Below are 23,833 nucleotides of genomic sequence, written 5' to 3'. Positions count from 1 at the left end.
GTATGAAGGGTAATGCGCCGGTACTTGCGGCCGTAGATATAAGCAAGGGTTTTAGAGTCTACAGGGCTCCTCATCAAAGGATGTTGCAGGCCATCTGGGGTGAGAGAAAGAAATTTTATTCGGAATTCTGGGCTCTGCGGAATGTGAGTTTCCAGGTTTTTCCTGGGGAGGTTGTTGGAGTAATCGGCTGCAACGGCTCCGGGAAGTCCACCTTGCTGCAGATACTTGCGGGTACCTTGCGCCCTACGAGTGGACAGGTGGTTCGCCCAGAAAGGGTAGCGGCATTGTTGGAGCTGGGGGCCGGTTTCAACATGGAGTACACCGGCAGGGAAAACATAATCTTCAATGCCATGCTTCTTGGATTGGGCGAGCAGGAGATTTCTGAACGCCTCGACGAGATAATCCAGTTTTCCGATATCGGTGAGTTCATCGATCGTCCGGTTAGAACATATTCGAGCGGTATGTTCGTGCGTTTGGCTTTCTCCATTGCGGCATATGTCGATGCCGATGTGCTGATCGTGGACGAGGCCCTGGCGGTAGGTGACGCCGCGTTTCAGTTCAAATGCCTGAACCGGCTTGAAGAACTGCTGCTGAAAGGCATCACCATCCTGCTGGTCTCCCACGATATACAGTTGATCAAGAGTTATTGTAGTCGAGCGATCTATCTATCCAAAGGTAGAGTGATATTCGATGGCGACTGTGAAACAGCCACGGAACTCTATCTGCGGGACAGTATAGAGACACAGCGGGCGGAAGTCCGCTCAGGAAGCCTGATCGCTTCTGGCGAACACGGGAACTCGGTAATTGCATATGGAAATGGGCAGGGCAGGTTTCTATCCATCCGTATGGGTGTACTTGACGAAGCCCGGGATTACTTCGATTCGGGCGAACGTGTCTGGGTCGAGGTACTTGTGCAATTTGACCTACCCGTCCCGGAGCACCCAAAAATCACCCTGACTATCCGTGACCAGCGCGGTTACAACCTCTATGGCATAAACAATTTATTGCTGGGCAAGGCTCTGAATGTCGAGCCTGACGGGCGCTTGAGAACACGTATCAGCTTCGACTGCGACTTGCAGGCCGGCGAATACGCCTTGACGTTTCGTCTGGAGAACTCTTTGTCGGAGTCCGTTTGCGAACTCATGGATAAAAAGGTCAATGCGGCGATATTCAGGGTCTTCAATTCGCCCAAGTGCTTCGATGCAGTGGTGAATCTGCATGGAGCATTCGAGCCGGTTCCGTTCTGCTGCGAGACCCGGGCTACCCAATGAAGTCATCGTCTTTGACCATGGTATTCGTCGTCCACGCCGGCGAGCTGGAAATCAAGTCTGCCGTGTTGGCGGCTTCTCTACGCAAACGCTTTGGCTTTTCCATGGATATCATTGCCGCATGTCCATCGGGAAAGGCTGACTGGGGTGTGCCAAGCGATGCATCCCGGCGCTTATATGAGCGTTTGGGCATTCCTCTTTTGCCTATGGATAGTCCTTTCGGGCCAGAGTATCCAATAGGCAACAAGTTCGCGGCGTTGGCGCTGGGGCCGGCTGTTGGGCATACGTTGTTTCTCGACAGTGACATGATCTGTGTCGATGCATTCGAAGCTGACATGCTTTGTCGTTTCGATGCGGCACTCAAACCTGCCGATATGGCATTGGTGGCAAAACAGAACGATTACTGGGAACGCATATACGCCCATGCGGGATCGGCATTGCCTGGAGATCGGGTAGTGACCACTTGTTCCGGGGAAGCGATGCCTGCGTACTATAACGCTGGCTTTATCCTGGTACGTGATGCCAGGCGTTTCGCCGAAGTCTGGTACAGGCTCGCCGAACGCGTCCATGCGGATCCGCTGATCACCAACAAGATGCCCTGGCTGGACCAGCTGACGCTACCCGTCGCTCTGCACGCGTTGAACTACAAGACGAGAGCGCTCAGCGAACGGTTCAATTATCCGCTTCATATCAAGCCGCTATCCGCTGCGTCCCTACCACCCTTCTTCTGCCACTACCATTCTCTCGACACACTTGTCAGCGAGCGTTCGCTATGGGCCGAACTGGACGAACTGGCCAAGCGTTTCCCTGAGCTGCGCGAAGTGCTTGCGCTGGATGCCAACTGGAAGAAGGCGATCCTGGCTCCTGCACCTCGGCTGGCTTTTTCGGAAGGTGATTCCACCGGCACTGTCGAGGCCGGACAGGACCTGGTGATCACCGGGATTCCCCGGAGCGGAACCAGCCATCTATGCCGTCTGCTCTCCCAGCAGCCCGACACCGTGGTGCTCAATGAACCTCCTCAGGTATTCGAAGCGCTGAAACTCTCGCCTCTTCCTTGGGGACTGCCACGCTACTACGCAGAGTTACGTCGCGACATCCTGGCGGGCAGGCCCGTGCCGAACAAGCATGTGAATGGCCGCCTGGTCGACGACACTGCCAGGGGCAACGATCAGTCCAGCGACTATTTCGCTGAGGTGCGGGGGGCTTCGTTTCACCTGGGAACGAAGAACACGCTTGCCTATATCGCCCGGCTGCCCCTGATTCGCAAGGTCATGCCGACGGCGTTGCTGATCGCAACCATCCGTCATCCCTACGACAGCCTGAACTCCTGGGCGAACACCTTCGAGCACCTGCGCCAGGCTGCCGTCGAACGCCAGCCGTTCGGATGTCCCGATGACCTGGCTCTCACGGGATGGCAGCGCAAGGCACTACTGGCCATTGCCGATACCGACCACCTAGCTGTCCGGCGTGCTCTGTGGTGGCGTTACCTGGCACTGCAACTGGAGGACGCCGGGGATTACGTCCAGTTGTTGCGCTACGAGGATTTCGTCGAGGCGCCGCAAACGACCTTGGCCGCTCTGCGAAACAACCGCCCCTTGCCTTTCGACGAGCCTGCGGTGTGGAGCAAGGGGCTGGCGCCGGACGAGCAGGAGCTGGTTGCCAACATAGTCTGCGACGTTGCCGAGCGATTCCACTACGTCTTGTAGAACCGGGAGAACCCTTATGCTGGATATCAGTTTAATCATGAATTTCCATGCGGAAGACGTGCTGGCGCATTGGAGCCTGCTGGGTTTTCAACGCATGCGTGAATTTGCGTCGCACCATGGGGTTTCCGTGCAGTTGGTGGCGGTGCTCGACCGCGCCTCGCAAACGACTCGGCGAATCGTCAGGCAGCATCCGATCCTGCGCGAGGGCGACAAGGTCCTTCAGGTCGAGCATGGTGATCTCGGGCTTTCCCGGAACGCCGGGATCGATAGCGCGGATGCGTCCACGGTGGGGGTGTTGGATGGCGACGACTACTGCTCGGCGAACTGGTTGGTCGAAGCCCTGCAGGTGGTATCCGAGAAGGGCAATGGCGTCGTGGTCCATCCCGAGTACACGGTGAGCCATGGAGCCTGCCATTTGCTGGGGCGTTCGGTAGATCAACTGAGCGAAGACTATCCCGTGGAAAGTTGCTTCAAGCATCACCCATGGGTTTCCGTTGCCGTAGCCGAGAAAGCCGTATTCCAGGAGCTTCCATACCTGGAGACCCGAGTCGGGAAATCCGGCTTCGGTTATGAAGATTGGCATTGGAATCTCGAGGTGATTGCGTCCGGTCGGAAGCACACCCTGGCTAGCGGCACCTGCCTGTTCTATCGCCGCAAGGAAGCATCGATGCTGGCCGCCATGGGCGCGCTGAACGCAGTGGTTCGCCCCGGACGATTCTTCGATGGACGGTGTTTCGATCACTAGCCGGCTTCTCTGGGGCCGGGGAGGCACATGCCTGCCGCGGCAGCCCCGCATCGATGAGCCGAGCATCCAGCACTTCTACCAAGTGGAACTTTCCTGATGAGCCTGAACGGCAGACTGAAAGCTCGTGCGGCCAGCTTCGCTCGCACAGCCTATCCACCTATTCTTGGATCGTTGCGGCGGGTGCTCTCCGAGCGCCAACTACAACGCTTCATACTGGTCTGCGACCGTTTGAAGGGCTGGTTGCTCAAGGAGGCAGTCGTCGTACCGTCACCCTCTCCGATGGCGCTGCCGCCATGGATAGTCGACGAAATGAAGGCGTTGGCCCGGATCGAGCCTGCCCTGTATCCCTCGGCGGCGAAGCTGCGCGTTTTCACTTCCTGGAAGGCCCCGATAGATAACGGACCGGCGCAACTGTACCGGGGATGTCTGGCGGACTTCATCGAATATGCGCCGGATATGGTCTTCCTCGTCCCGCATTTGCAGCGTGGTGGCGCTGACCTGGGAATCCTGCATCATGTGCGGTTATGCGCCGAGATGGGCGTGAAGGTGACGGTAGTGGTCACGCGGGATGTGGTGTCTCCCTGGCTCAACCGGCTTCCGGCGGAGGTTCGGGTGGTGGAGTTCGGACGCCTGGGCAATCTGCTTGGCGAGGAGGACCGGCGCCTGGTACTGCTGCGCCTTTTGCTGCAATGTCCTGCCAGGAGTATCCACATCATCAACTCGCAACTGGCCTGGGAACTGCTCGAGCGGCATGGCAAGACGTTGACGTTCGAGGGTAAGCGGATTTACGCCAGCGTCTTTTGCGACGACCTGGACGGCAATGCGGTTCGCTGCGGCTATGCCAGCGAGTTCCTCCCACGGTCCTGGATGCACCTGGCGGGCCTGCTTTCGGATAACCGGACCTTCCTCCAACAGATTCACGAGCGGGACGGCATTCCGCCGGAGCTCATGCATGGGCTCTACTTTCCCGCCAGCGACCATGCAGAGGCGATTCCGACCGCAGGCTCGACGATTCTTTGGGCCAGCCGTATCTCGCCGCAGAAAAGGCCGGACCTGCTCTACGAGATTGCCCTGGCGCTTCCCGAATACCTGTTCGAAGTCCACGGCGAGGTCGATCCTGCTTGCAGCGGAGAAACTCAGAGGAAGCTGCGACGCCTGCTGAATGTCAGGCTTCATGGGCGTTACGACTCCTTCCAGGCCCTGGCTCGGCAGGGGCGATATGCGATGTTGCTGTATACCTCTCGCTATGACGGCTTGCCGAACATCCTGCTCGAAGCCACTGCTGCAGGGCTGCCCATAGTCGCCCCCGACGTCGGGGGTATCGCTGAGTTCCTGAATACCGAAACGGGCTATCTGGTCGGCGCTGACGCCGATGCCGGCGAGTTCGCAAGGGCAATCAGGAGTGCGCTGGGCAATCCCGGGGAGACGGCGAGACGGGTGAAACGCGCCCGCGAGTTGCTGACGCGACGTCATGGCTGGGCCGCATTCAGGGATGCGGCCAGGAACATACCCGGCTACCTGCCTGGGGGCGTGCGGCCTGAGCAAGAGGTCTCCATGGAAACCGAACCGGTGTCCAGGTGAAGGGCGTGAGGTCGGCCCATTTTCTGCAGCGCTTGATATTTTCCCTACCGCCTGCTTTTCGTTCGTGGCTGGGAGAGAAGGGAAGGCACCTGGTCCATCTTGTCCTCGATATCGGTTCGGCCTCGGCGCTCCGACAGGATTCCGGGCACGCCACTCCGTGGGATCCGCAGAAGCCCCTGCTGAGCGTGGTCATTCCCTGCTTCAACCATGGGAGGTATTTGAGGCGCGCGCTTGATAGCCTGGCTCGGCAGAGCTTCCAGGACTTCGAGATCATTCTGGTCGACGATGGTTCTGATGACCCTTCGACCCTGAGCCTCCTCAAGGCTCTCCAGGAGCCTGGCATGACGATCCTGCGCCAGCCCAATCGTGGGCCATCCGCCGCGCGGAATGCCGGTGTGGCGCGGGCGAGGGGGCGTTATATCTGCTGCCTGGATGCGGATGACTGGCTGGCGTCCACCTATTTGGAAAAGTGCCTGGTCTTGCTGGAGGGAAACTCTGGCGTCCGCCTGGCGTACAGCTGGGTCCAGGTGGTGGGAGAGGAGCATCGGCTGCATCGTTCCGCCGGCTTTCATCCCGGACTGTTGCGTTACTTCAATCCGTTCTGTGTCTCCGCGATCTTTCATCGCGATGACTGGCTGGCGGTAGGCGGTTTCGACGAAGCCAGGCAGGCACAGTTCGAGGATTGGGATTTCTGGATCGCCCTGGTCGGATGTGGGGTGCGAGGCAGGCTGATCAGGGAACCCCTGTTGTTCTATCACCGCCAGGTCGGCTCCAGACTGGAGACCGGCAAACGTCATGCCTTGAGTTCTTACAAGCGCATGCGGACTCGCCATCCTCGCTTCTATCGAGGGAGTCCATTTCTTCGAGCGCAGCGGCAAGGCTATTACGACTGCTGGGCATATCCTCCTCTGCTCAACCTCTCCCGCGCCGACCAATACAACGCCGTCATATCCGATGCGGTAGCCGTGGTGGCCGACGCGCCGCTCACCGAGGACTGGAACGCATGGCGTCGACAATTCGATGAGCTGCCAGCGTCCTCGACGGTTTTCGTCATTGCCGGTGGGTGCCGAAAACTCCCGGGCTGGCTGCTGGAGAGGGCGAGCGCCATCTACTGGCTGGACGACCTGCTGCACGAGCGGCAATGGTCGGCTTTCATCGATAACTTCAGGCGGACCCGCGGAATCTCCAAGGTGTTTTCCGTGGGCAGGACGGCGTGGTGAAGGTTCTTTCGCGAGGTCCCGTCGCCGATGCCGTGCCGTTGCTGTCCATCCTCACGGCCTGCGATTGCAGCGTGGAGGAGCTCGAACGAATCGCCGCATTTCTCGAGACGCAGACGCTGAAACGCTGGCGCTGGATTCATTGCCCAGGAGTGGACAGTGACTGTCTTCCGGTAGAGGGGATGGCGGTACTGTACTTGCCGCGAGCACCGGCAGCCCTGAGGGCGACTGCTCTGGAAGAGGCGATCTGGTTCCTGCTGTCCCGACCGACCCTGCCGTGGGTCGAACTCCGCGAAGATGCGCGACGCGGCGACCTCTTCGTCAGTCGCAGGTCGTTGCCCGAGGGCCGTATTGGCGCAAGGCTGAACGGGCGCAGGCAGCCTTGCTCGTCGGCCATGCTGGCGCCGGGGAGCTTGCCTAAGGCCCCGGGAAAGCGCCTGTTGCTGCTGGCGCCCTGGCTTGAGCCAGGCGGAGCGGATCGTTGCAATCTGGATCTGCTTCGAGCCTTGGCCCGGGAGGGCTGGATGCTGACGGTGGTCGCCAGCCTGGCGGCCGAGCATCGGTGGCGGGATCGTTTTACCGCGCTCACTGCGGATGTCTGGGTGCTTCCGGACTTTCTGTCTGCCGAGAAAGCTTGCGGCTTCCTTGCTTATCTGGTGGACAGTCGACAACCCGACCTGATGCTGCTTTCCAACTCTGCATTCGCCTATGACGTGCTGGGGTACGTCCGGACCCGCTACCCGGGCCTGCCCGTGGTCGACCTCAATCATATGGAGGAGGGCTGGGACGATGGCGGCCATCCGGGTAGAGCCGCTCGATGCACTGCCTTGCTGGACAGGCACTGGGTCGTATCCGGGCACCTGCGCCACTGGCTGCTCGACCGTGGCGTCGAGGCGAGCAAGGTCGAGGTGTTGCACTGGTTCGCCGATGTGGACTCGTGGAAACCCGACAGCCTGACGCGCGCGAAGGTCCGGGCGCGCCTGGGAATAGCTCCGCAGTGCGTAGTGATCGCCTATGCGGGGCGGCTCTGCGCGCAGAAGCGACCGGAGCTGTTTGCCGCCAGCCTTGGCGAGTTGGCGCGCCGTGGTAGTGATTTCGTCGCGTTGGTACTGGGCGATGGCGAGCTGGCAGGGGAGCTGCGGAACGACCTCCGGCGCCATGGCTTGGCCGGGCGGGTGCGGATGCTGGGCTGGCAGGACGAGGCTGCGTTGCGCGAGTTGTTCCAGGCCTCCGATATATTTTTCCTGCCATCGGCCGGCGAAGGTATCGCACTGGTTCTCTACGAGGCGATGGCGTGCGGAATGGCCATAGTCGCAGCCGATGTCGGCGGTCACGCAGAACTGGTCTCTGCCCACTGCGGCTTCCTTGTTCCGCGGCGCGATGCCGAACGAGAGGCCAGGGATTACGCCGCTAGGCTCGAGAGCCTCATGCGCGAACCGGAAATGCTGAGGCGGATGGGGCAGAACTCCGCACGCCGCATCCGCGAAGCATTCACCTTGTCTCTTTTCGAGCGGCGTTTGCGGGAGTTGCTGGAACGCGTGCCGGTTTCGACTCCATGCGGCGTTTGCACGGATAGTCCGGTGCCTGCCCTGGGGGCGGCCAGGCTGTCCATGCAATGGGCGTCCTACCGACTGGCAAACGGATTGCGCTGCCGGCTGGATATCCAGAAGCACGGCCGTTTTTCAAGATTCCTGGAGCGATGCGCGAAGGGGGTGTTCTTCTTGCGCACATTCGGGGCGAAGGCGCTTTGGCAAAAGATCAGGAAGCACTGAATGAATAGGGAGGTTTCATCCATGAAGCCCAGGGTGGTGGTGATTCTCGGCATGCATCGCTCCGGTACGAGCGTACTTTCCGCCGGACTCGAGGCGCTCGGGGTCGAGTTTGGCGAGAATCTGATCCCACCCAGGCCGGACAACCCCAAGGGATACTGGGAAGATGCCCGCCTGGTGGCTTTCAATGACAGAGTCCTGTCCCTGTGCGGGTTTTCGTCGGGCGACGTCGGGTTGTCCAGTCGCCGGGTGTTGGGCGTCGAGCGATTCGAAGAGATCGTCCAGCAGGCCATGGCGCTTTTGACTGAGCTACTGGCAGGCAAGGCGCTGCTGGGTATCAAGGATCCGCGTATGCCGCGTCTGATGCCGATCTGGCAAGCCGCGTTCGATGCATTGGGGCTATGGGTCGACTATGTCATTGCGGCTCGCCATCCTCTTAGCGTCGCGGAGTCTCTTGCTGCCCGTGACCACTTGAGTCGGGAAAAGAGCCTGATGCTCTGGTACGAACATTCCTGTCGCTCGATGCAGTGGGCGCTCCACAAGGGGGCCGTGGTGGTCGACTACGATCGATTGCTGGCTCTGCCGCGACAGGAACTGGGCCGTATTGGCCATCGACTTTCCTTGCCGGTGGACGAGTCGGCTTGCGCCCGCTTCGTCGGTGATGTCCTGGATGTCGAATTGCGTCACTCATCCCATGATGCGAGCGCGTTGGCTGCCGCAGCGGGAAGCTTTCAGGCGCTGCTCGAGGTGCACGAGGCACTGCAGCAGCTTGCCGTGGACCGGTTCGACATCGAAGGGTGGAAGGGCCTGGAGCGGGAATTCAGCAGAGCGATGCCGTTGCTGGAGTACGTGGGGGAACTGGACAGGCAACTCTGGCAATCGGCTTCGTCCCACAACGAGAGCATGACGCGGTTCAGCGAGCAGGTGGCTGACCTGGCCATGAGCTGTACCGCACAGAGGCAACTGAATGATGGACTGAGAGATCGCTTGCTTGAGGCCGGTGCTCGGATCGAACAGAACGAACGAGCCATGCGGGAACTTTCTCGGCGATTGTCGGCGTGTCGCGAAGAGCTTGCTTCCGCTCAGCGCAATCTCGCCGAAACGGACAACTTGCTACGGCGCACGCAGGTAGATCGCGATGATACTCACGCCCGTTTGTTGGCTATATTGGACAGTCGCTTCTGGCGTTTCACGAAACCCTTGCGAAACCTGTCCCGTCTGTTCGGCAGCGAGACAGGGTGCCCCTGAGCGCAAGCTGGAAGTGGGGCTGCGGACGGTTCGTGCCTCCAGGCCCAGTCATCTTGTCAGGCTGGCTGGTTCGTCTCCAGGTAGGAAATGATTCGCTTCACCGCCAGGTCGGGGTCTTCTGAAAGTGTATCGATCGTTATGTTCGGCTGTGCGGGCGTTTCGTAGATCGAGTCGATCCCGGTGAAGTTTTCGATCTTGCCCGAGCGTGCTTTCCTGTACAGGCCTTTGGGATCTCTTCTCTCGCATTCCGAGAGCGGCGTATCGACAAAGACCTCAATGAAATGCTCGATGCCGATAAGTTCCCGAGAGAGGTTCCTGTCTCGCGAAAATGGCGAGATGGTTGCCACGATCACGATAAGGCCGGCTTTCAGCAGGATTTTTGCCACTTCCGCGATTCTTCGAATGTTCTCGGTGCGATCTTCGTCGCTGTAGCCAAGGTTTCGGCACAGGCCAAGGCGCAGATCGTCGCCGTCCAGGAGAAACGTATGTTTCTTCTGTTCGAAAAGCGCTAGTTCCAGGGCATTCGCAATAGTGGATTTTCCAGCACCACTCAACCCGGTCAGCCAGACGACCGCTGGGCGTTGGTGCTTGAGCGCACTGCGTGTCTCGTTATCGATCGATCGTTTTCCATGTTCACGAGGGTTCATCGCTGTTTCTGCCTGGAGGATTGGTTAACTGCATGGGAAGGGGGGCCTCCCGAAGTTGGACTTGGATTCCGTTGGGGGCCGGTACTTCTTCTAATGCGCGGTCAGGGCGTGTTTGTGCAGTTAGTTAAGTTAACGTTGCGCCAAATAAGTGCGTATAAGAAATTTCTTTATTTTCAGTAGGATGTTCTTTCCCTTAGGTATTTAAGCAAGTGGCTGGTTTCACTTGTCTTCCAGCCATGGCCGTGCAGTGTTCGGTCGCGAGGGTGCTGTTGGAGACCGAGAAAGCAGGGGAACGCATCCAGCGTTTTCCGGGGCGCAGAGTTGGTCGATGGAATGGCGCAGCTTCGACCGGAACTCACCGCAGGTGACTTCCCGATCGGACGAGCCGAGAAAATAGTACCTCTGTGCTATTCGAGCTTCTTCGCCGCGACGCTATAGTCCCGCCCTTGATCCCCGCGTTTCGCGGAAACCGGTTGTGCAGGACGCACGCGACTTGGAAGGAACCATGACTCGGCAATCCGTACTCGCCACCGGCCCGGAGGCCAGCGATTGGTGGTGCTTCGGCAGCGGCGACGAGCCGGCGCGCGAGTCGTTCTCTGCCGGTGGGCGTTCGCTTGCGGCGTCGAGGAAACCCGTCGGCGCACAGAGCGGAATGGCCGTGGCCGAGCAGGCGAACCGCGCGCAAGCGTCCGGGCAGGACGCCGCGCCGGGCCTGCGAACCTTCGACCTGCTGCCTGGCAACCCGCCGAAGAACCCCTAGACACGGAGTCAACCCATGCGCCGGATATTCATCGCGCCGTTACTGGCGTCGCTTTCCCTGGGCGGCTGTATCCAGATGGACACGCTGCCCGAGGTCTACGCCCGCAGCCAGTGGAAGGGCCGTTCCGCCGAGGAAGCGATAGCCTTCTTCGGTACGCCGCAGAACATGGAGCGCACCGCTGACGGCTCGCAGGTGGTGATGCAGTGGTACACCGACACCAGCTATTCCCGCTATGAAGTGGTGGGCTCCAGCTCGGAGATGCAGGGCAACGTGATGGTGAACACCAACTACTGGGATACCGTCAACCACCCCAATCGCTGCATCATTTCCGTCACCGTCGACAAGAGCAAGCGGATCACCCAGTTCGAGGCCGACGACGGCGAGTTGCTGCTGTCCCACGGCTGCGCCGGCATCAAGTACGGCCCGCCGTAGGCCTGAGCTCCTCGACCTGCCTTGTCTCAGGAAGCGTGGCTGGCGGCCACCGGGCGCTCGCGCAGGGCGCGCAGGGTGGCGTGCAATTCCGTGGGGCGCACGGGCTTGGAGAGCAGGGCGATGTCGGTGTCTTCGACGCTGGCCTGGATACGCTCGATGTCGTGGCCGCTGATCACCAGCGCCGGTATCGCCTCTCCGCGTTGCCGCCGTACCCGCTCGATGCACTCGACGCCGGAGGCGTGGGGGCCGAGGTCGTAGTCGACGACGAGGATGTCGCAATCGGTTCGCCAGCCGTCCGCCTCGGTTTCCGCCTGGACCGTGCAGCCCCAGCGTTCGAGCAACGCCGAGGTGGCGCGCAGGACGTTGCGATCATCTTCCACCAGGCACACCCGCAAGCCGGTGAGCAGGCCGGCCTGCAGGGGATCGTCGCGGCGGGGCAGGGCTTGCGCGGCGACCGCCGGCAGGCCGTGCAGGGTCACCGCGGTGCCGCGTCCGACCCGCGAGCGCAGCGTCACCTCGATCCCGGTCAACTGCCCCAGGCGGCGGACGATGGACAGCCCCAGGCCGATTCCCTCGACGTCGCGGTCGCGCGTCTCGCGTACCCGGTAGAACTCCTCGAACACCCGCGGCAGGTGTTCCTCCGCGATCCCCCGGCCCTGGTCGTAGATGGCTACGGCCAGGCCGTCGCCTCGCCGCCGCACGCCGATCAGCAGCGGGCGCTCGGCGGCGTACTTGAGGCTGTTGGAGAGCAGGTTCTGCAGCATGGTCGACAGCAGCCCCGGATCGGTTCGCGTCCACAGGCGGCAAGGGCGCAGGCGCAGTTCCACCCCGGCCCAGCGCGCCGCTTCGGCGTTGCGCCGGACCAGGTCGCGCAGCAACTCGCCCAGGTGGACGTTCTCCTGCTTGGGTTGGAGCCGGCCGTTGTCGAGGGTGTAGAGATCGAGGATGGAGCGGAACAGTTGCGAGACGTTGAGCAGCGAGCGGTCGATGTTGTCCACCAGGCGCCGTTCCTCGTCGCCCAGGCGGGCGTCGCGCAGGCAGGCGGTGAACAGGCCGATGGAGTGGATCGGCTGGCGCAGGTCGTGGCTGGCCTGGGCCAGCAGGCGCGATTTCTCCTGGTTCGCCTGCAACGCTTCCTCGGTGGCCTTGCGCGTGCGCTCCAGCAGGAGGTGCGCGTAGAAGGGAATGACGGTACTGGTGGTCATCAGCATCAGCACCATGAACGGCTGAGCCTGCCAGGCCGGGGTCAGTCGATAGATGACCAGTAGCGCGAGCAGCGCCAGGGCGGTGGCGATGGCCAGGTAGCGCGAGCCGTAGCGCATGCCGTTGCCCAGGTTGATCCAGACCATCACCGCGTACAGCGGCAGCGCTGCCTCGCCGCCCACGATCAGGCCGAACGAGGTGCCGGCGTAGTCGTGCAGCATGCAGAAGATCCGCCGCGCCGGGTAGTGCCCCGGCCAGCGCACGATGGCCTGGCGTAGCAGTATGGAGGCGATCAGGAACAGGCCGTAGTAGGCAACGATCGGCAGGTAGGTCTCGACCTTCAGGCCGGGCAGCAGGCCGATCAGCACCACGTAGAGAATCGCGCAGGTGGCCACGATCAGTCGCAGGTTGGCCTGGTCCAGCTCGGTATTCTTCTCGAACTTCATGTGCACCTCCGTGTGCATGGTAGCGCCGCGCGCCTTTTCCTCTGTTTCGCCCCCTTCGTCACGAAGACGAACGAAGGGTGGGCACGGCGGTAGCGGGCTAAGGTAGCATGCGCGGCGGAAACTGCGACTCCTGGAGACTACAAGAATGACTGGCCGCATCATCGTCGCCGATGATCATCCGCTGTTTCGCGAGGGCATGCTGAGTATCCTCCAGCGCCTGCTGCCCGAGGCCAGGATCGAGGAGGCCGGCGACCTCGCCGGGGTCCTGCGCCTGGCTGGCGAAGGCGAGCAGCCCGATTCGCTGATCCTCGACCTGCGTTTCCCCGGCCTGACCCGCATCGAGATGCTCGCCGACCTGCGCCGCCGGTTCCCGCGCACCACCCTGATCGTCGTCTCGATGGTCGACGACCCGCAGCTCATCGGCGAAGTGATGAACGCAGGGGCCGACGGCTTCCTCGGCAAGAGCATCGCGCCCGAGGAACTCGGCCAGGCGATTCTGGCCATCCGCGCCGGGGAAGTGCTGGTGCGCTACGAACCCTCCGGCCTCCTGCCGCTGCAGCCCAGCCCGGGCCTGGAGGGGCTCACCGAGCGCCAACTGGATGTCCTGCGCCTGCTGGCCCAGGGCAAGAGCAACAAGGAGATCGGCCGCGCCCTGGACATCTCCCACTACACGGTGCGCATCCATGTGTCGTCGCTGCTGCGGGCGCTGGACGTGCCGTCGCGGACCGCGGCGGCGGTGAAGTACCGGGCGCTGCTGGGGCAGGGGGATGCGGAGTAGCACCATGGGCACGCCGCGGGTGCGCCGAGGCGCCGGGGCTGTTTTAATGGCGCACTCTCCATGGCCAAGGAAACGGACACATGCGTAGCCCGCTTGCCACGATTGCCTGCGCCTGCCTGCTGCTCGGCGGCTGCTCCAAGTCCGCCGAGGACAGCGCCAACCCATTGCTGGGCAAGGATGCCGAGTGCCTAGAACTGTTCGCCCGCAGCAATGCGCTGTACTGCGACATCCGCGAGGACGAACGCGAATCCCAGGCGAACGGTACGCCGCGCCGGCACACCGACTACGAGGTAGCCGATGCCGCCTACCTGCTCAAGGCCACCGGGGAGCGCTGCGCGATCGATACGACCTATGTCACGGAGTGTTCGGCGAAGGCCGGGCAGTGGCTGCAGAAGGCCCGCGCCAAGGCGGCGAAGCCCTAGTCGCAGCGCCCGCGCTCAGCGCAGGCGCGTCGCCAGCTCCGCCAGTTCGCCGCGCAGCCAGAGGCTGCCGGCTTCGTCGTCGGCCTGGCGCGACCAGTAGAGATTCAGAGTCACCGCTGGCAGGGCCAGCGGCATCGGCAGCAGGCGGTTGCCCAGGCCGCGGTTGATCAGTTCGGCGTAGCCTCGGGTCAGGGTCAGCAGGTAGCCGCCCTGGGCCACCAGCAACGCCGCCGACAGGTAGTGCTGGCAGCGCTGGCGCACCTGGCGGGTCAGGCCGAGGTGGCCGAGGGCCAGGTCTTCGATGCAGATGCCGCGTCGCCGCGAGGTCACCGCGACATGGTCCGCCGCCAGGTACTCCTCCGCACTCAGGTCGCCGGCGAAGCCCGGCCCGGCCATCACGCACAGGCTGTCGTCGAGCAGGTGCTGGCGGCGCAGGGCGGCGTCGGTGGGCCGGGCGATCTCGATGGCGAGGTCGATGCGTCCGGCGCCCAGTTCCGCCTTCAGGTCCGCCCAGTGCAGGCTGTTGCAGCGTATCTCGATGCGTGGCGCGGCCTGGCGCAGGTGGGCGAGGATCGCCGGGAGCACCAGCGGCTCCAGTTGCTCCGGCATGTTCAGTTGGAAGGTCCGCGCGTCGCGCCGAGGGTCGAACGTCTGGCAGCGATTCATGCTGCGGTGCAGGCCGGCGAGGGCGTCATGGATGCCCGGCGCCAGTCGCTCGGCCAGCGGCGTCGGCGCAACCCCGCGCCCCTGGCGGACGAACAGCGGGTCGCCGAGCTGGTCGCGCAGGCGCGCCAGGGCGTGGCTGACGGCCGACTGGCTGAGATGCAGGAGGCCCGCCGCGCGGGTCAGGTTGCGTTCTCGATAGACCACTTCGAAGACCCGGAACAGGTTCAGATCGAAACGGCTGAGGGGCGACCATTCATGTGGCTGATTCATGTTTGCGCGCGCCTGTCTGGGGAAGGCGCCAGCCTAGCAGGCATGCTCGCCGATAGAACCATGCATAGGCTTCATGGATGTCGATGAATAAGCCTCAGTTCTGCCGCTTCCTTCGGCTGCCTAAGATGCCTGCGACGATGACCAACGCGCCGCCGGGCCAGCTCCTTTCGCCGGCCGCCTGACCCGCTCCCCGGAGAACCTGCCGTGACCGCTCCCTTCAACGCCTTGCTGATCGCCAACCGCGGCGAGATCGCCATTCGCATCGCCCGCGCCTGCGCCGACCTGGGTATCCGCTCGGTGGCGGTGTTCGCGGAAGACGATGCCGCGTCCCTGCACGTGCGCAAGGCCGATGTCGCGCTGCCGCTGGCCGGCCGTGGCGTGGCGGCCTATCTCGACATGGATCGGCTGGTCGCGCTGGCCCTGGAGCAGGGCTGCGAGGCGATCCATCCGGGCTACGGTTTCCTCGCCGAGAACGGCGAATTCGCCCGGCGCTGCCAGCGCGCGGGCATCCACTTCGTCGGGCCGCAAGCGGAAGTGCTCGACCTGTTCGGCGACAAGGCTGCCGCGCGTGCCCTGGCCGAGCGCCTGGAGGTGCCGCTGGTGGCCGGGATCAACCGCGCGGTCAGCGTCGAAGAGGCCGAGGCGTTCCTGGAAGGGCTGGGCGATGGCGCCGCGGTGATGCTCAAGGCTCTTGCCGGCGGCGGCGGACGTGGCATGCGCGCGGTGGAGGAGGTTGCGCAACTGGCCGATGCCTACCGCCGCTGCCGTGCCGAGGCGCAGGCGGCGTTCGGCCGGGACGAGTTATACGTCGAGCAACGGGTGGCGCGGGCGCGGCACATCGAGGTGCAGGTGCTCGGCGACGGCAGCGGTGCGGTCAGCCACCTCTGGGAGCGCGATTGCAGCCTGCAACGGCGCCAGCAGAAGCTGCTGGAGATCGCGCCCAGCCCGGACCTGCCGGAGGCCACCCGCGAGGCGCTGATCGATTGCGCCCTGCGCATGGCCGGCGCGGTGCGCTATCGGGGGATCGGTACCTTCGAGTTCCTGGTCGACGAGGAGCGCCCCGGGCACTTCTATTTCATGGAAGCCAATCCGCGTATCCAGGTGGAGCACACCGTCACCGAGGAAGTCACCGGGGTCGACCTGCTGCACGCCCAGTTGCGTCTCGCCGCCGGCATGGAGCTTGCCGCCCTCGGCCTGGAGCGACCGCCGGCGATCGGCGGCTGCGCGGTGCAACTGCGGATCAACCTGGAGACCCTGGCGGTCGACGGCAGCGCCCGTCCGGCGGTGGGCACTATCGGCGCCTACGAACCGCCCAGCGGTCCCGGCCTGCGGGTGGACGGCTACGGCTATGCCGGCTATCGGGTCAGCCCCAGCTACGATTCGCTGCTGGCCAAGCTGGTCGTGCGCGGCGCGGATTATCCCGCCGCGTTGCGCCGGGCCTACCGGGCGCTCTGCGAATTCCGCCTGGAGGGCGTGGCGAGCAACCTGGACCTGCTGCGCAACCTTCTGCTGCATCCGGCGGTACAGGCCAACCGGGTCGACACCCGCTTCGTCGAAAGCCACCTGGAGACACTGCTGGCGCCTATCCCGGCGAGCCATCCGCGGCTCCGCGCCGAGTGCCCGCTCGCCGAGGACGCCGCGCCTGCGCGGGTCGAGGCGCCACTCGGCAGCCTGCCGCTGTCGGCGCCGAGCAGCGGGGTGCTGGTGGCCCTGGAAGTGGCCGAGGGCGAACGGGTGCGTGCCGGCCAGCGGGTCGCGATCCTGGAAGCGATGAAGATGGAGTTCGAGGTCAAGGCACCCGGCGGGGGGATCGTCCGGCGGCTCGCGGCGAGCCTCGGGGAGCCTCTGGAGGAGGGCGCGACGCTGCTGTTCCTTGAACCGACGGAGGATGACGACGAGCAGGCACCGACCGAACAGGCGCTGGACCTGGCGCATATCCGCGCCGATCTCGCCGAGGTACTCGAGCGCCAGGCAGCGCTGGGCGACGAGCGTCGTCCGCAGGCGCTTGCCAGGCGGCGCAAGACCGGACAGCGTACCGCGCGGGAGAACGTGCTCGACCTGCTGGACGAGGGCAGCTTCAGCGAATATGGCGGTTTCGCCCTGGCCGCCCAGCGTCGCCGGCGTTCCGCCGAGGAGTTGCTGGAGCTGAGCCCCGCCGATGGCCTGGTCGCCGGCACCGGTACGGTGGGGGCCGCCAGCTTCGGCGTGCAGGCCGCGCGTTGCCTGGTACTGGCCTACGACTACACGGTGTTCGCCGGCACCCAGGGGGTGATGAACCACAAGAAGACCGACCGCCTGCTCGGCCTGGCCGAACAGTGGCGCTTGCCGCTGGTGCTGTTCGCCGAGGGCGGCGGCGGGCGCCCGGGCGATACCGATTTCGTCGGCGTCGCCGGCCTCGATTGCCATACCTTCGTCGGCATGGCCCGGCTCTCTGGGCTGGTGCCGCTGGTGGGAGTGGTCTCCGGTCGCTGCTTCGCCGGCAATGCCGCGTTGCTGGGCTGCTGCGATGTGATCATCGCCACCCGCGACGCCACCATCGGCATGGCCGGCCCGGCGATGATCGAGGGCGGCGGCCTGGGCCGTTTCGCCGCCGAGGAGGTCGGTCCGACGGGCGTGCAGGGGCCTAACGGAGTGATCGACGTACTGGTGGCGAACGAGGCCGAAGCAGTTGCGGTGGCCAGGCGCTACCTCGGCTATTTCCAGGGCCCGCTGGCCGACTGGAGTTGCGCCGACCAGCGCGAGTTGCGCCACCTGGTGCCGGAGAACCGCCTGCGTGCCTACGACATCCGCCAGGCGATCGAGGTCCTGGCCGACCGGGGCAGCGTGCTGGAACTGCGGCGCCAGTTCGCTCCCGGCCTGGTCACCGCGCTGCTGCGCATCGAGGGCCGGGCGTTCGGCCTGATCGCCAACAACCCTGGCCATCTCGGCGGCGCCATCGATGCCGCGGCCGGCGACAAGGCCGCGCGCTTCATGCAGTTGTGCGACGCCTTCGACATCCCGATCGTCTCGCTCTGCGACACCCCTGGCTTCATGGTTGGCCCGGAGGCGGAAAAACAGGCCACGGTGCGCCACGTCTCGCGGATGTTCGTCAGCGCCGCCAGCCTGACGGTGCCGTTCTTCACCGTGGTCCTGCGCAAGGGCTACGGACTGGGAGCCCAGGCCATGGCGGCGGGCAGCTTCCATTCGCCGCTGTTCACCGTCGCCTGGCCCAGCGGCGAGTTCGGCGCCATGGGCCTGGAAGGCGCGGTGCGGCTGGGCTTCGCCAAGGAGCTGGCGGCCGAGGAAGATCCCCAGCGGCGCGAGGCGCTGTTCCGCGGCATGGTGGACAAGGCCTACCGCAACGGCAAGGCGCTGAACATGGCCAGCTACCTGGAGATCGACGCGGTGATCGACCCGGCGGAGACCCGCGCCTGGCTCCTGCGCGGCCTGGCCGTCGCCGGAGAACCGGCGCCGAGGGCGGGGCGCAAGCGGCCGTTCGTGGATACCTGGTAGATGGTCGACCCGCAGTGCCCTGGCGCCTCAGGACGACGGCGGCGTCGCCTGAACCTGCGCGGCGACCGCCGCCTTGTCGATCACCGACCAGACGCCGGCGATGCGCTCGTCTTCGAATTCGTAGAAGACGTTCTCGGCGAAGCGTACCCGCTGGCCGTTGACCGGGATGCCGAACAGCCGGCCGCCGGGTGTGCAGTCGAAGTGCAGGCGGCAGGCGACGCCCGGCGGATCGACGAGCAGGCGTTCGATCTCGAAGCGCAGGTCGGGGATTGCCAGGAAGTCGCCTTCGAGCATCCGCAGGTAGCCGTCGAGTCCGATCTGCACGTCGTTGTAGCGCACCCGGTCATGGACGAAGTCGCCCAGGCGCGCCCAGTCCTGGCGGTTCAGGCAGTCGATGTAGGCGCGGTAGCGCTCGGCGAGTCGGTCACGGGTCATGCGGGTCTCCTTCGAGCTGTCCGGGCGGCATGAGCCAGACCCTAGCAAACCCGCGAGACGCCGTCAGTCGCTAGGCTTCAGCCCAGGCGCATGGACAGCTCGACATCCTCGGCGAAGGGCGTCGACAGGTAGCCGTTGGCCGGCGAGCGGACATGGGCCAGGTACTCGGGACTATGCTCGGCGTTGTCGGCGATCACCAGCGCGCCGGGGCGCAGGCGGCTTTCCAGCAGGGCGAGGACCTCCGGATAGAGCGCCTTGGCGCCGTCCAGCAGGACCAGGTCGATGCTGTCCGGCAGGTCCTTGGCGAGGGTTTGCAGGGCATCACCCTCGCGCAGTTCCACCAGGTCGAGCAGCCCCCCGGCGGCCAGGTTGCGCCGTGCCCGCTCGGCCTTGGAGGGTTCGAACTCGCTGCCGATCAGGCGGCCACCGCCGTTGTCCCGCAGCGCTGCGGCGAGGTGCAGGGTGGACAGGCCGAAGGACGTGCCGAACTCGACGATGCTGCGCGCCGAGCTGCTGCGCGCCAGCATGTAGAGCAGGCAGCCGGTTTCGCGGGAGACGGGCAGCGCCAGGTCCTTCAGGCGGCCGTAGAACTCGCGGTATTCGGTCTTGCTGCCCATGAGGCGCTTCAGTTCGGCCTCCGAGAGGTCGGCGAGGGCGGGACTGTCGCCCGGTGCGCTGGCTTCGGCTTCGGCGAACAGGCGTTGCAGGAGATCGGCGAGCGGGGCGTTGGTGAGGGTATTCATGGATGGCTCCGGGAATGTTTGAGCGCGTAAGTGCGTGGACCTAGAATGCGACGGATTCATCGCATTCCGCCATTCGCATTCCGGAGCCTTCCATGAGCGACAAGCGAAACCCGCGTATTTCCTCGCGCAAGCAGCCGCAGCAGGCCCGTTCCAGCGAACTGGTGGCGAGCATCCTGGAGGCGGCTGTTCAGGTTCTGGCCAGCGAAGGCGCGCAACGTTTCACCACCGCGCGGGTGGCGGAGCGCGCCGGGGTGAGCATCGGTTCGCTGTACCAGTATTTCCCGAACAAGGCGGCGATCCTCTTCCGCCTGCAAAGCGACGAGTGGCGGCGCACCACGCGTCTGCTCGGCGAGATCCTCGAGGACACCGCCCGGCCGCCGCTGGAGCGCTTGCGCCGGCTGGTGCTGGCATTCGTGCGCTCGGAGTGCGAAGAGGCGGCGATACGCGTGGCGCTGAGCGACGCGGCGCCGCTGTATCGCGACGCCGACGAGGCGCGGGAGGTGAAGGCGGAGGGCGCGCGGGTGTTCCAGGCGTTTCTCCGGGAGGCCTTGCCGGAGGTCGCCGAGGCCGAGCGCGGCCTGGCCGGCGAATTGCTCACCACCACCCTCGGCGCGGTCGGCAAGCAGTTCTCCGAACAGCCACGCAGCGAGGCGGAGATCGAGCGTTACGCCGAGGCCCTGGCCGATATGCTCTGCGCCTATCTCGCCGCCCTTGGCGAGCGCTGAGGTGCCGTGTGGCCGGAGCAAAACCGTCGCTTGGTCCAGCGGCCCCAGGTACGCGGCTGGCGCGTGCGTAGGCTTGGCGGAGCAGGCGTGTATCGGCGGAAGCGACCGGCGCCTGCCGGTCGCGGGAGGGATCAGGCTTCGGCGATGCCGGTAACGACGATGCCGAAGCGGCGCAGCAGCAGTTCCGCCGGCTCGTCGCTTTCCAGCTTGCCGGTGCTGTAGTGGCCCGGCTTGAGGTTGGCCTCGGCCCATTCCAGCAGGTGCTCGGCGACCTCTTCGGGGCTCGGCTTGTGGGGGAACGGCAGGACTTGACGCTCGGTGGCTTCGTCCTTGCTGTAGGTGATTGCCCAATCGCTCATGGGTAGGCTCCTTGTTTTCGCTGAGTTGGCAGGCCGGCAGGGCCCGAAGGGTAGACCGGTGCGGTCGCGCAAGGGTTGCCCTGGCGCGATGGGCGGTCCCCGTCCGACTGTCGGCCGAGGGCGGAAAACACTTATGATTCAGCCACATGCTTTGTCTGGACCGGTCCCCGATGCTGTCTGCCGTACGGCGCTACAAGTCGATGCTTTCCAGCGCCCTGGCGCGTTGTTTCCCGCGTACCACCGCCTACCTGCAGGCCGAGCGCGAGGCCCGCGAAGCCTTGTTGCAGCCGGCCAAGGCCCGCTCCCGGAAGAACGCCGCGAAGGCTCCGGCCAAGGCCACCGGCAAGCCTGCGAAGGGCGCCGGCAAGCCCGCTGCCGCCTCGCGGGGCGCGCCGCAGGGAATCTATCCGGCTGCCGCACTGAAGGTCGACGAATCCCAGGAGCGCGCCATGCGCGAGCAGGTGGCGCAGGCCGCGACGCTCGGCGTGGTCAGCCCGCCGTCCGAGGAACAGTGGGCGATGATCCTCTGCCGCCAGCCGCTGGCGCGGATCTTTGCCGGTGCCGGCTCGGGCAAGTCGACCACCCTGGTCCTGCGGGTGGTGTTCATGCTCTGCCACCTGGGCGTCGAGCCGCAGCGGCTGACGGTGATTTCCTTCACCAACGCCTCCTGCGCGCAGTTGCGCGAACAATTGCTGCGCGTGCTCGCCCATTGGCAATACCCGTTCGACGCGGCACAGGCGCGGCAGTGCGTGCGCACTTTCCATTCGGCGCTCGGCAGCCTGGCCCGCGAGGTGCTCGGCAATCCGCGCTGGTTCGAACAACTGGACGACCGCGACCCCGCCGCCGAGCCGGACAACCCCCTTGCCGCCGGACGCCTGCGTCCGGCCCAGCAGCGCCTGCTGAAGCAGGCCTACCAGCAGTGCTACGCGGCAAGCCCGGCGTTCCGCGCCAAGACCCACAAACTGCTGGAACTGCCGCCGCCGGCGGAGCCGGAAGAGGGCGCGCGGCGGCAGCCGAAGGCGCCGCTGGAGCCGTTCAAGCTGGCCGGCGAGTTCCAGGCGCTGCCGCTGTACGAAGCCTTCCATGCCCAGGCCGGGTTCGCCGAGAGCCTGGGCCTGCGCGTCGAACGCCTGGACAGCGGCAAGCTGGAATGCGGGTTGCGCGAGAAGATCTTCGTCGAAGCCATGGCACTGTTCTGGGCGAGGTTCCAGGCGCTGTTGCGCGAGGAGGGCCTGATGACCTTCGACGCCGCGTTCCAGCAGCTCGGCGAGCGGATGGCCGGCGGGGCCCTGGCGGAAACGGCGCTGGCGCCGTTCACCCATCTGCTGATCGACGAGTTCCAGGATGTCTCGCCGCAGATCGTCCTCTGGCTACAGGCGTTGCACCGTCGCCTGGCAACCCAGGGCACCGCGCCGAGCCTGATGGCCATCGGCGACGACTGGCAATCGATCTACGGCTGGCGCGGCAGTTCGCCGGAGCTGTTCATCGACTTCGACCGGCATTTCCCTTCGCGTGGGCGGGGACGCAAGAGCGCGCTGCTGGTGCTGGAAACCAACTACCGCTCCGTCGAACCGATCATTCGCGACGGCGAGAAGGTGCTGGCCGGGGTGCGTTTCAAGCAGGACAAGACCTGCCGCGCGTTCCGCCCGATCCAGCCGGGCGACCATGGCGTGAAGCTGGTGCAGCGTTTCGACCTGCGTGCGCAACTGCCGAAGCTACTGGCGGAAATCCGCGCCCAGTGCGAGCACGCCGCCGCTCGCGAGAGCAGCGAGCGCACCGCGGTGCTGTTGCTGAGCCGGCGCAACGAGCCGTTGCAGGCGATCCAGGCGGAGTTGGATCGCGCGCTGCCGGTGAAGGGCATGACCATCCATCGCGCCAAGGGCCTCCAGGCCGAAGTGGCGATCGTCGTCGACGACTGCCTGCCGGGCGAGAAGCATCCGTTGCGCAACGCGCTGTACGCGGCTTCGGGTTTCTTCCGCAACAGCTACGACCAGGCCATGGAGGACGAAAGCCTGCGCCTGGCCTACGTGGCGATCACCCGTGGCGTCAGCCGGGTGCTCTGGTACACGCGCAAGGCCCAGGGCGCCACGGCCCTGTTGGCCCGACGCTGAGGACGACCGTCTCGGCGGGCTACGCCTGGCGCTGCATCCAGGCGCTGAATGCGCGCAGGCGCTCGATGAACACCGCCGGGTCGGTGACCTGGCCGTCCAGCACGGCCTTGAAATATTCCAGGGCTGGCGCCTGTCCGGGGTGCCGCGCGCGAAACAGCGCCAGGTAATGCTCCAGGGTCTCCGGCCAGACGCTTTCCGTCTCCCCGCGAAGGATGTCGCTGGAGCGGATCAGCTTCTTCGCCGCTTCTCGTTGCAGGCGGCGCTCCTCCTCCGAGGACGCGCTTTCCAGGCGTCGCGCATAGTCTTCCAGCACCTGCGCATAGTCGCCGTTGAGGGCCAGGGCGATGGCTTTCGCCGGACGCAAGGGCGGCAGGTCGCTGGCCAGGTCTTCGCCCCACAGGCAGCGGCAGCGGTGCTTGAGCCAATAGCCCCAGCTATCGCGGTTGGCCGGATCGCGGGCCTGGTCCAGGTGGCCGATATCGAAATCGATCTTGCTGACTTCCGGGTGGCGCGCCTGCAATGCCAGGCGCGCGGTTTCCAGTTGCGCGGCCAGTTCGGGGCTGGGCGGGTCGCGCAGGACCAGGGTCAGGTCGAGGTCGGAGCGCCCCGTGATGGCCTCGCCGCGGGCGACGCTGCCGTACAGGTAGACGCTGTGCACGGCCCGCTCGAACGGAGGCCGGGCCAGGGTTCGGCGCAGGTCGTCGAGCAGGGGGCGAAAGGCCGCCTGCGGTTCGACGCGTGGCGGCAGGGGGATGAAGCCATCGGGCATGTCCATGCCGACAGCCTAGCGACACGCCGCCCGCGCGTCGA

The 23,833-nt window shown here is 64.9% G+C and carries 21 protein-coding genes; 14 read left to right on the top strand and 7 right to left on the bottom strand.

From position 1 onward, the window contains the following. The first annotated feature begins 2 nt into the window (after nt 1-2). The 7 genes from LJF27_RS07400 to LJF27_RS07370 all read left to right on the top strand — a co-directional run bounded on the left by LJF27_RS07400 (nt 3) and on the right by LJF27_RS07370 (nt 9,534). The gene (locus LJF27_RS07400; RefSeq protein ID WP_070869187.1) at nt 3-1,271 is read left to right on the top strand and encodes an ABC transporter ATP-binding protein; all 1,269 of its coding nucleotides are present in this window, start codon (nt 3-5) and stop codon (nt 1,269-1,271) included. A gap of 146 nt (nt 1,272-1,417) precedes the next feature. Next, nucleotides 1,418-2,974 (top strand): sulfotransferase, encoded by a 1,557-nt coding sequence (locus tag LJF27_RS07395; RefSeq protein ID WP_031630081.1) that lies wholly within the window; start codon nt 1,418-1,420, stop codon nt 2,972-2,974. A 16-nt stretch (nt 2,975-2,990) separates the two neighbouring features. Beyond that, nucleotides 2,991-3,719 carry a glycosyltransferase family A protein gene (locus LJF27_RS07390; protein ID WP_003112407.1) on the top strand — a complete coding sequence of 243 codons (729 nt, stop codon included), beginning with the start codon at nt 2,991-2,993 and terminating at the stop codon, nt 3,717-3,719. A gap of 96 nt (nt 3,720-3,815) precedes the next feature. After that, nucleotides 3,816-5,300, top strand: a complete 1,485-nt coding sequence (locus LJF27_RS07385) for a glycosyltransferase family 4 protein (protein ID WP_016263722.1) — start codon at nt 3,816-3,818, stop codon at nt 5,298-5,300. A 5-nt stretch (nt 5,301-5,305) separates the two neighbouring features. Beyond that, the gene (locus tag LJF27_RS07380; protein ID WP_170943110.1) at nt 5,306-6,520 is read left to right on the top strand and encodes a glycosyltransferase family 2 protein; all 1,215 of its coding nucleotides are present in this window, start codon (nt 5,306-5,308) and stop codon (nt 6,518-6,520) included. After that, nucleotides 6,517-8,289, top strand: a complete 1,773-nt coding sequence (locus tag LJF27_RS07375; protein WP_025921064.1) for a glycosyltransferase family 4 protein — start codon at nt 6,517-6,519, stop codon at nt 8,287-8,289. The genes LJF27_RS07380 and LJF27_RS07375 overlap by 4 nt, the downstream gene beginning before the upstream one ends. Then, entirely contained in the window at nt 8,290-9,534 is a 1,245-nt protein-coding gene (locus tag LJF27_RS07370) for a sulfotransferase family protein (RefSeq protein WP_016851843.1), read from the top strand. A gap of 56 nt (nt 9,535-9,590) precedes the next feature. Here the strand turns inward: LJF27_RS07370 and cysC are convergent, their stop codons facing one another. After that, on the bottom strand, nt 9,591-10,181 hold the full coding sequence (cysC, locus tag LJF27_RS07365; protein ID WP_017002019.1) for an adenylyl-sulfate kinase: 591 nt from the start codon (nt 10,179-10,181) through the stop codon (nt 9,591-9,593). A gap of 505 nt (nt 10,182-10,686) precedes the next feature. On the opposite strand from cysC, the gene LJF27_RS07360 reads away from it, so the two are divergent. Next, complete coding sequence (locus LJF27_RS07360; protein ID WP_010792040.1) at nt 10,687-10,941, top strand: hypothetical protein; 255 nt, start codon at nt 10,687-10,689, stop codon at nt 10,939-10,941. A gap of 15 nt (nt 10,942-10,956) precedes the next feature. Beyond that, a complete protein-coding gene (locus LJF27_RS07355) occupies nt 10,957-11,373 on the top strand; it encodes a hypothetical protein (protein ID WP_003082897.1) in 417 nt (138 codons plus the stop codon). A 26-nt stretch (nt 11,374-11,399) separates the two neighbouring features. Here the strand turns inward: LJF27_RS07355 and LJF27_RS07350 are convergent, their stop codons facing one another. Then, nucleotides 11,400-13,022: a two-component system sensor histidine kinase gene (locus LJF27_RS07350; protein WP_025921065.1), complete on the bottom strand. Its 1,623-nt coding sequence runs from the start codon at nt 13,020-13,022 to the stop codon at nt 11,400-11,402. Between the two features lie 145 nt (nt 13,023-13,167). On the opposite strand from LJF27_RS07350, the gene LJF27_RS07345 reads away from it, so the two are divergent. Together LJF27_RS07345 and LJF27_RS07340 are read left to right on the top strand one after the other, a co-directional pair. Further along, nucleotides 13,168-13,800: a response regulator gene (locus LJF27_RS07345; protein WP_003159906.1), complete on the top strand. Its 633-nt coding sequence runs from the start codon at nt 13,168-13,170 to the stop codon at nt 13,798-13,800. A gap of 80 nt (nt 13,801-13,880) precedes the next feature. Further along, nucleotides 13,881-14,222, top strand: coding sequence for a hypothetical protein (locus LJF27_RS07340; protein ID WP_003082903.1), 342 nt, complete (start codon nt 13,881-13,883; stop codon nt 14,220-14,222). A gap of 15 nt (nt 14,223-14,237) precedes the next feature. On the opposite strand, the gene LJF27_RS07335 is transcribed toward LJF27_RS07340, so the two are convergent. Next, nucleotides 14,238-15,158, bottom strand: a complete 921-nt coding sequence (locus LJF27_RS07335) for a LysR family transcriptional regulator (protein ID WP_003082907.1) — start codon at nt 15,156-15,158, stop codon at nt 14,238-14,240. Between the two features lie 204 nt (nt 15,159-15,362). Here LJF27_RS07335 and LJF27_RS07330 point away from each other — a divergent pair, with 204 nt between their 5' ends. Beyond that, nucleotides 15,363-18,650 carry an acetyl-CoA carboxylase family protein gene (locus LJF27_RS07330; protein ID WP_023116665.1) on the top strand — a complete coding sequence of 1,096 codons (3,288 nt, stop codon included), beginning with the start codon at nt 15,363-15,365 and terminating at the stop codon, nt 18,648-18,650. A gap of 27 nt (nt 18,651-18,677) precedes the next feature. On the opposite strand, the gene LJF27_RS07325 is transcribed toward LJF27_RS07330, so the two are convergent. Next, nucleotides 18,678-19,085 (bottom strand): ester cyclase, encoded by a 408-nt coding sequence (locus tag LJF27_RS07325; RefSeq protein ID WP_003145185.1) that lies wholly within the window; start codon nt 19,083-19,085, stop codon nt 18,678-18,680. 77 nt (nt 19,086-19,162) lie between these two features. Continuing rightward, nucleotides 19,163-19,828, bottom strand: a complete 666-nt coding sequence (locus tag LJF27_RS07320) for an O-methyltransferase (protein WP_003082920.1) — start codon at nt 19,826-19,828, stop codon at nt 19,163-19,165. Nucleotides 19,829-19,920: 92 nt separating this feature from the next. Between LJF27_RS07320 and LJF27_RS07315 the strand changes: the two genes are divergently transcribed. After that, nucleotides 19,921-20,553 carry a TetR family transcriptional regulator gene (locus LJF27_RS07315; protein WP_003109573.1) on the top strand — a complete coding sequence of 211 codons (633 nt, stop codon included), beginning with the start codon at nt 19,921-19,923 and terminating at the stop codon, nt 20,551-20,553. Between the two features lie 131 nt (nt 20,554-20,684). Here the strand turns inward: LJF27_RS07315 and LJF27_RS07310 are convergent, their stop codons facing one another. Beyond that, nucleotides 20,685-20,912, bottom strand: coding sequence for a hypothetical protein (locus tag LJF27_RS07310; protein WP_003082927.1), 228 nt, complete (start codon nt 20,910-20,912; stop codon nt 20,685-20,687). A gap of 170 nt (nt 20,913-21,082) precedes the next feature. Between LJF27_RS07310 and LJF27_RS07305 the strand changes: the two genes are divergently transcribed. Further along, nucleotides 21,083-23,023: a UvrD-helicase domain-containing protein gene (locus LJF27_RS07305; RefSeq protein ID WP_023094799.1), complete on the top strand. Its 1,941-nt coding sequence runs from the start codon at nt 21,083-21,085 to the stop codon at nt 23,021-23,023. Nucleotides 23,024-23,042: 19 nt separating this feature from the next. Here the strand turns inward: LJF27_RS07305 and LJF27_RS07300 are convergent, their stop codons facing one another. Further along, nucleotides 23,043-23,798, bottom strand: coding sequence for a nucleotidyltransferase domain-containing protein (locus LJF27_RS07300; protein WP_003118666.1), 756 nt, complete (start codon nt 23,796-23,798; stop codon nt 23,043-23,045). Nucleotides 23,799-23,833 lie beyond the last annotated feature (35 nt).

The organism is Pseudomonas sp. 203-8, assembly GCF_020708595.1.
Lineage (GTDB): Bacteria > Pseudomonadota > Gammaproteobacteria > Pseudomonadales > Pseudomonadaceae > Pseudomonas > Pseudomonas aeruginosa.
This window is presented reverse-complemented; position numbering and strand designations above follow the sequence as displayed.

What these genes read in the sequence shown, in the direction of transcription:
- LJF27_RS07400 (WP_070869187.1), top strand. Translation starts at nt 3, where the DNA reads ATGAAGGGTAATGCGCCGGTACTTGCGGCCGTAGATATAAGCAAGGGT.
- LJF27_RS07390 (WP_003112407.1), top strand. Translation starts at nt 2,991, where the DNA reads ATGCTGGATATCAGTTTAATCATGAATTTCCATGCGGAAGACGTGCTG.
- LJF27_RS07385 (WP_016263722.1), top strand. Translation starts at nt 3,816, where the DNA reads ATGAGCCTGAACGGCAGACTGAAAGCTCGTGCGGCCAGCTTCGCTCGC.
- LJF27_RS07370 (WP_016851843.1), top strand. Translation starts at nt 8,290, where the DNA reads ATGAATAGGGAGGTTTCATCCATGAAGCCCAGGGTGGTGGTGATTCTC.
- cysC (WP_017002019.1), bottom strand. Translation starts at nt 10,181, where the DNA reads ATGAACCCTCGTGAACATGGAAAACGATCGATCGATAACGAGACACGC.
- LJF27_RS07360 (WP_010792040.1), top strand. Translation starts at nt 10,687, where the DNA reads ATGACTCGGCAATCCGTACTCGCCACCGGCCCGGAGGCCAGCGATTGG.
- LJF27_RS07355 (WP_003082897.1), top strand. Translation starts at nt 10,957, where the DNA reads ATGCGCCGGATATTCATCGCGCCGTTACTGGCGTCGCTTTCCCTGGGC.
- LJF27_RS07350 (WP_025921065.1), bottom strand. Translation starts at nt 13,022, where the DNA reads ATGAAGTTCGAGAAGAATACCGAGCTGGACCAGGCCAACCTGCGACTG.
- LJF27_RS07345 (WP_003159906.1), top strand. Translation starts at nt 13,168, where the DNA reads ATGACTGGCCGCATCATCGTCGCCGATGATCATCCGCTGTTTCGCGAG.
- LJF27_RS07340 (WP_003082903.1), top strand. Translation starts at nt 13,881, where the DNA reads ATGCGTAGCCCGCTTGCCACGATTGCCTGCGCCTGCCTGCTGCTCGGC.
- LJF27_RS07335 (WP_003082907.1), bottom strand. Translation starts at nt 15,158, where the DNA reads ATGAATCAGCCACATGAATGGTCGCCCCTCAGCCGTTTCGATCTGAAC.
- LJF27_RS07325 (WP_003145185.1), bottom strand. Translation starts at nt 19,085, where the DNA reads ATGACCCGTGACCGACTCGCCGAGCGCTACCGCGCCTACATCGACTGC.
- LJF27_RS07320 (WP_003082920.1), bottom strand. Translation starts at nt 19,828, where the DNA reads ATGAATACCCTCACCAACGCCCCGCTCGCCGATCTCCTGCAACGCCTG.
- LJF27_RS07315 (WP_003109573.1), top strand. Translation starts at nt 19,921, where the DNA reads ATGAGCGACAAGCGAAACCCGCGTATTTCCTCGCGCAAGCAGCCGCAG.
- LJF27_RS07310 (WP_003082927.1), bottom strand. Translation starts at nt 20,912, where the DNA reads ATGAGCGATTGGGCAATCACCTACAGCAAGGACGAAGCCACCGAGCGT.
- LJF27_RS07305 (WP_023094799.1), top strand. Translation starts at nt 21,083, where the DNA reads ATGCTGTCTGCCGTACGGCGCTACAAGTCGATGCTTTCCAGCGCCCTG.
- LJF27_RS07300 (WP_003118666.1), bottom strand. Translation starts at nt 23,798, where the DNA reads ATGGACATGCCCGATGGCTTCATCCCCCTGCCGCCACGCGTCGAACCG.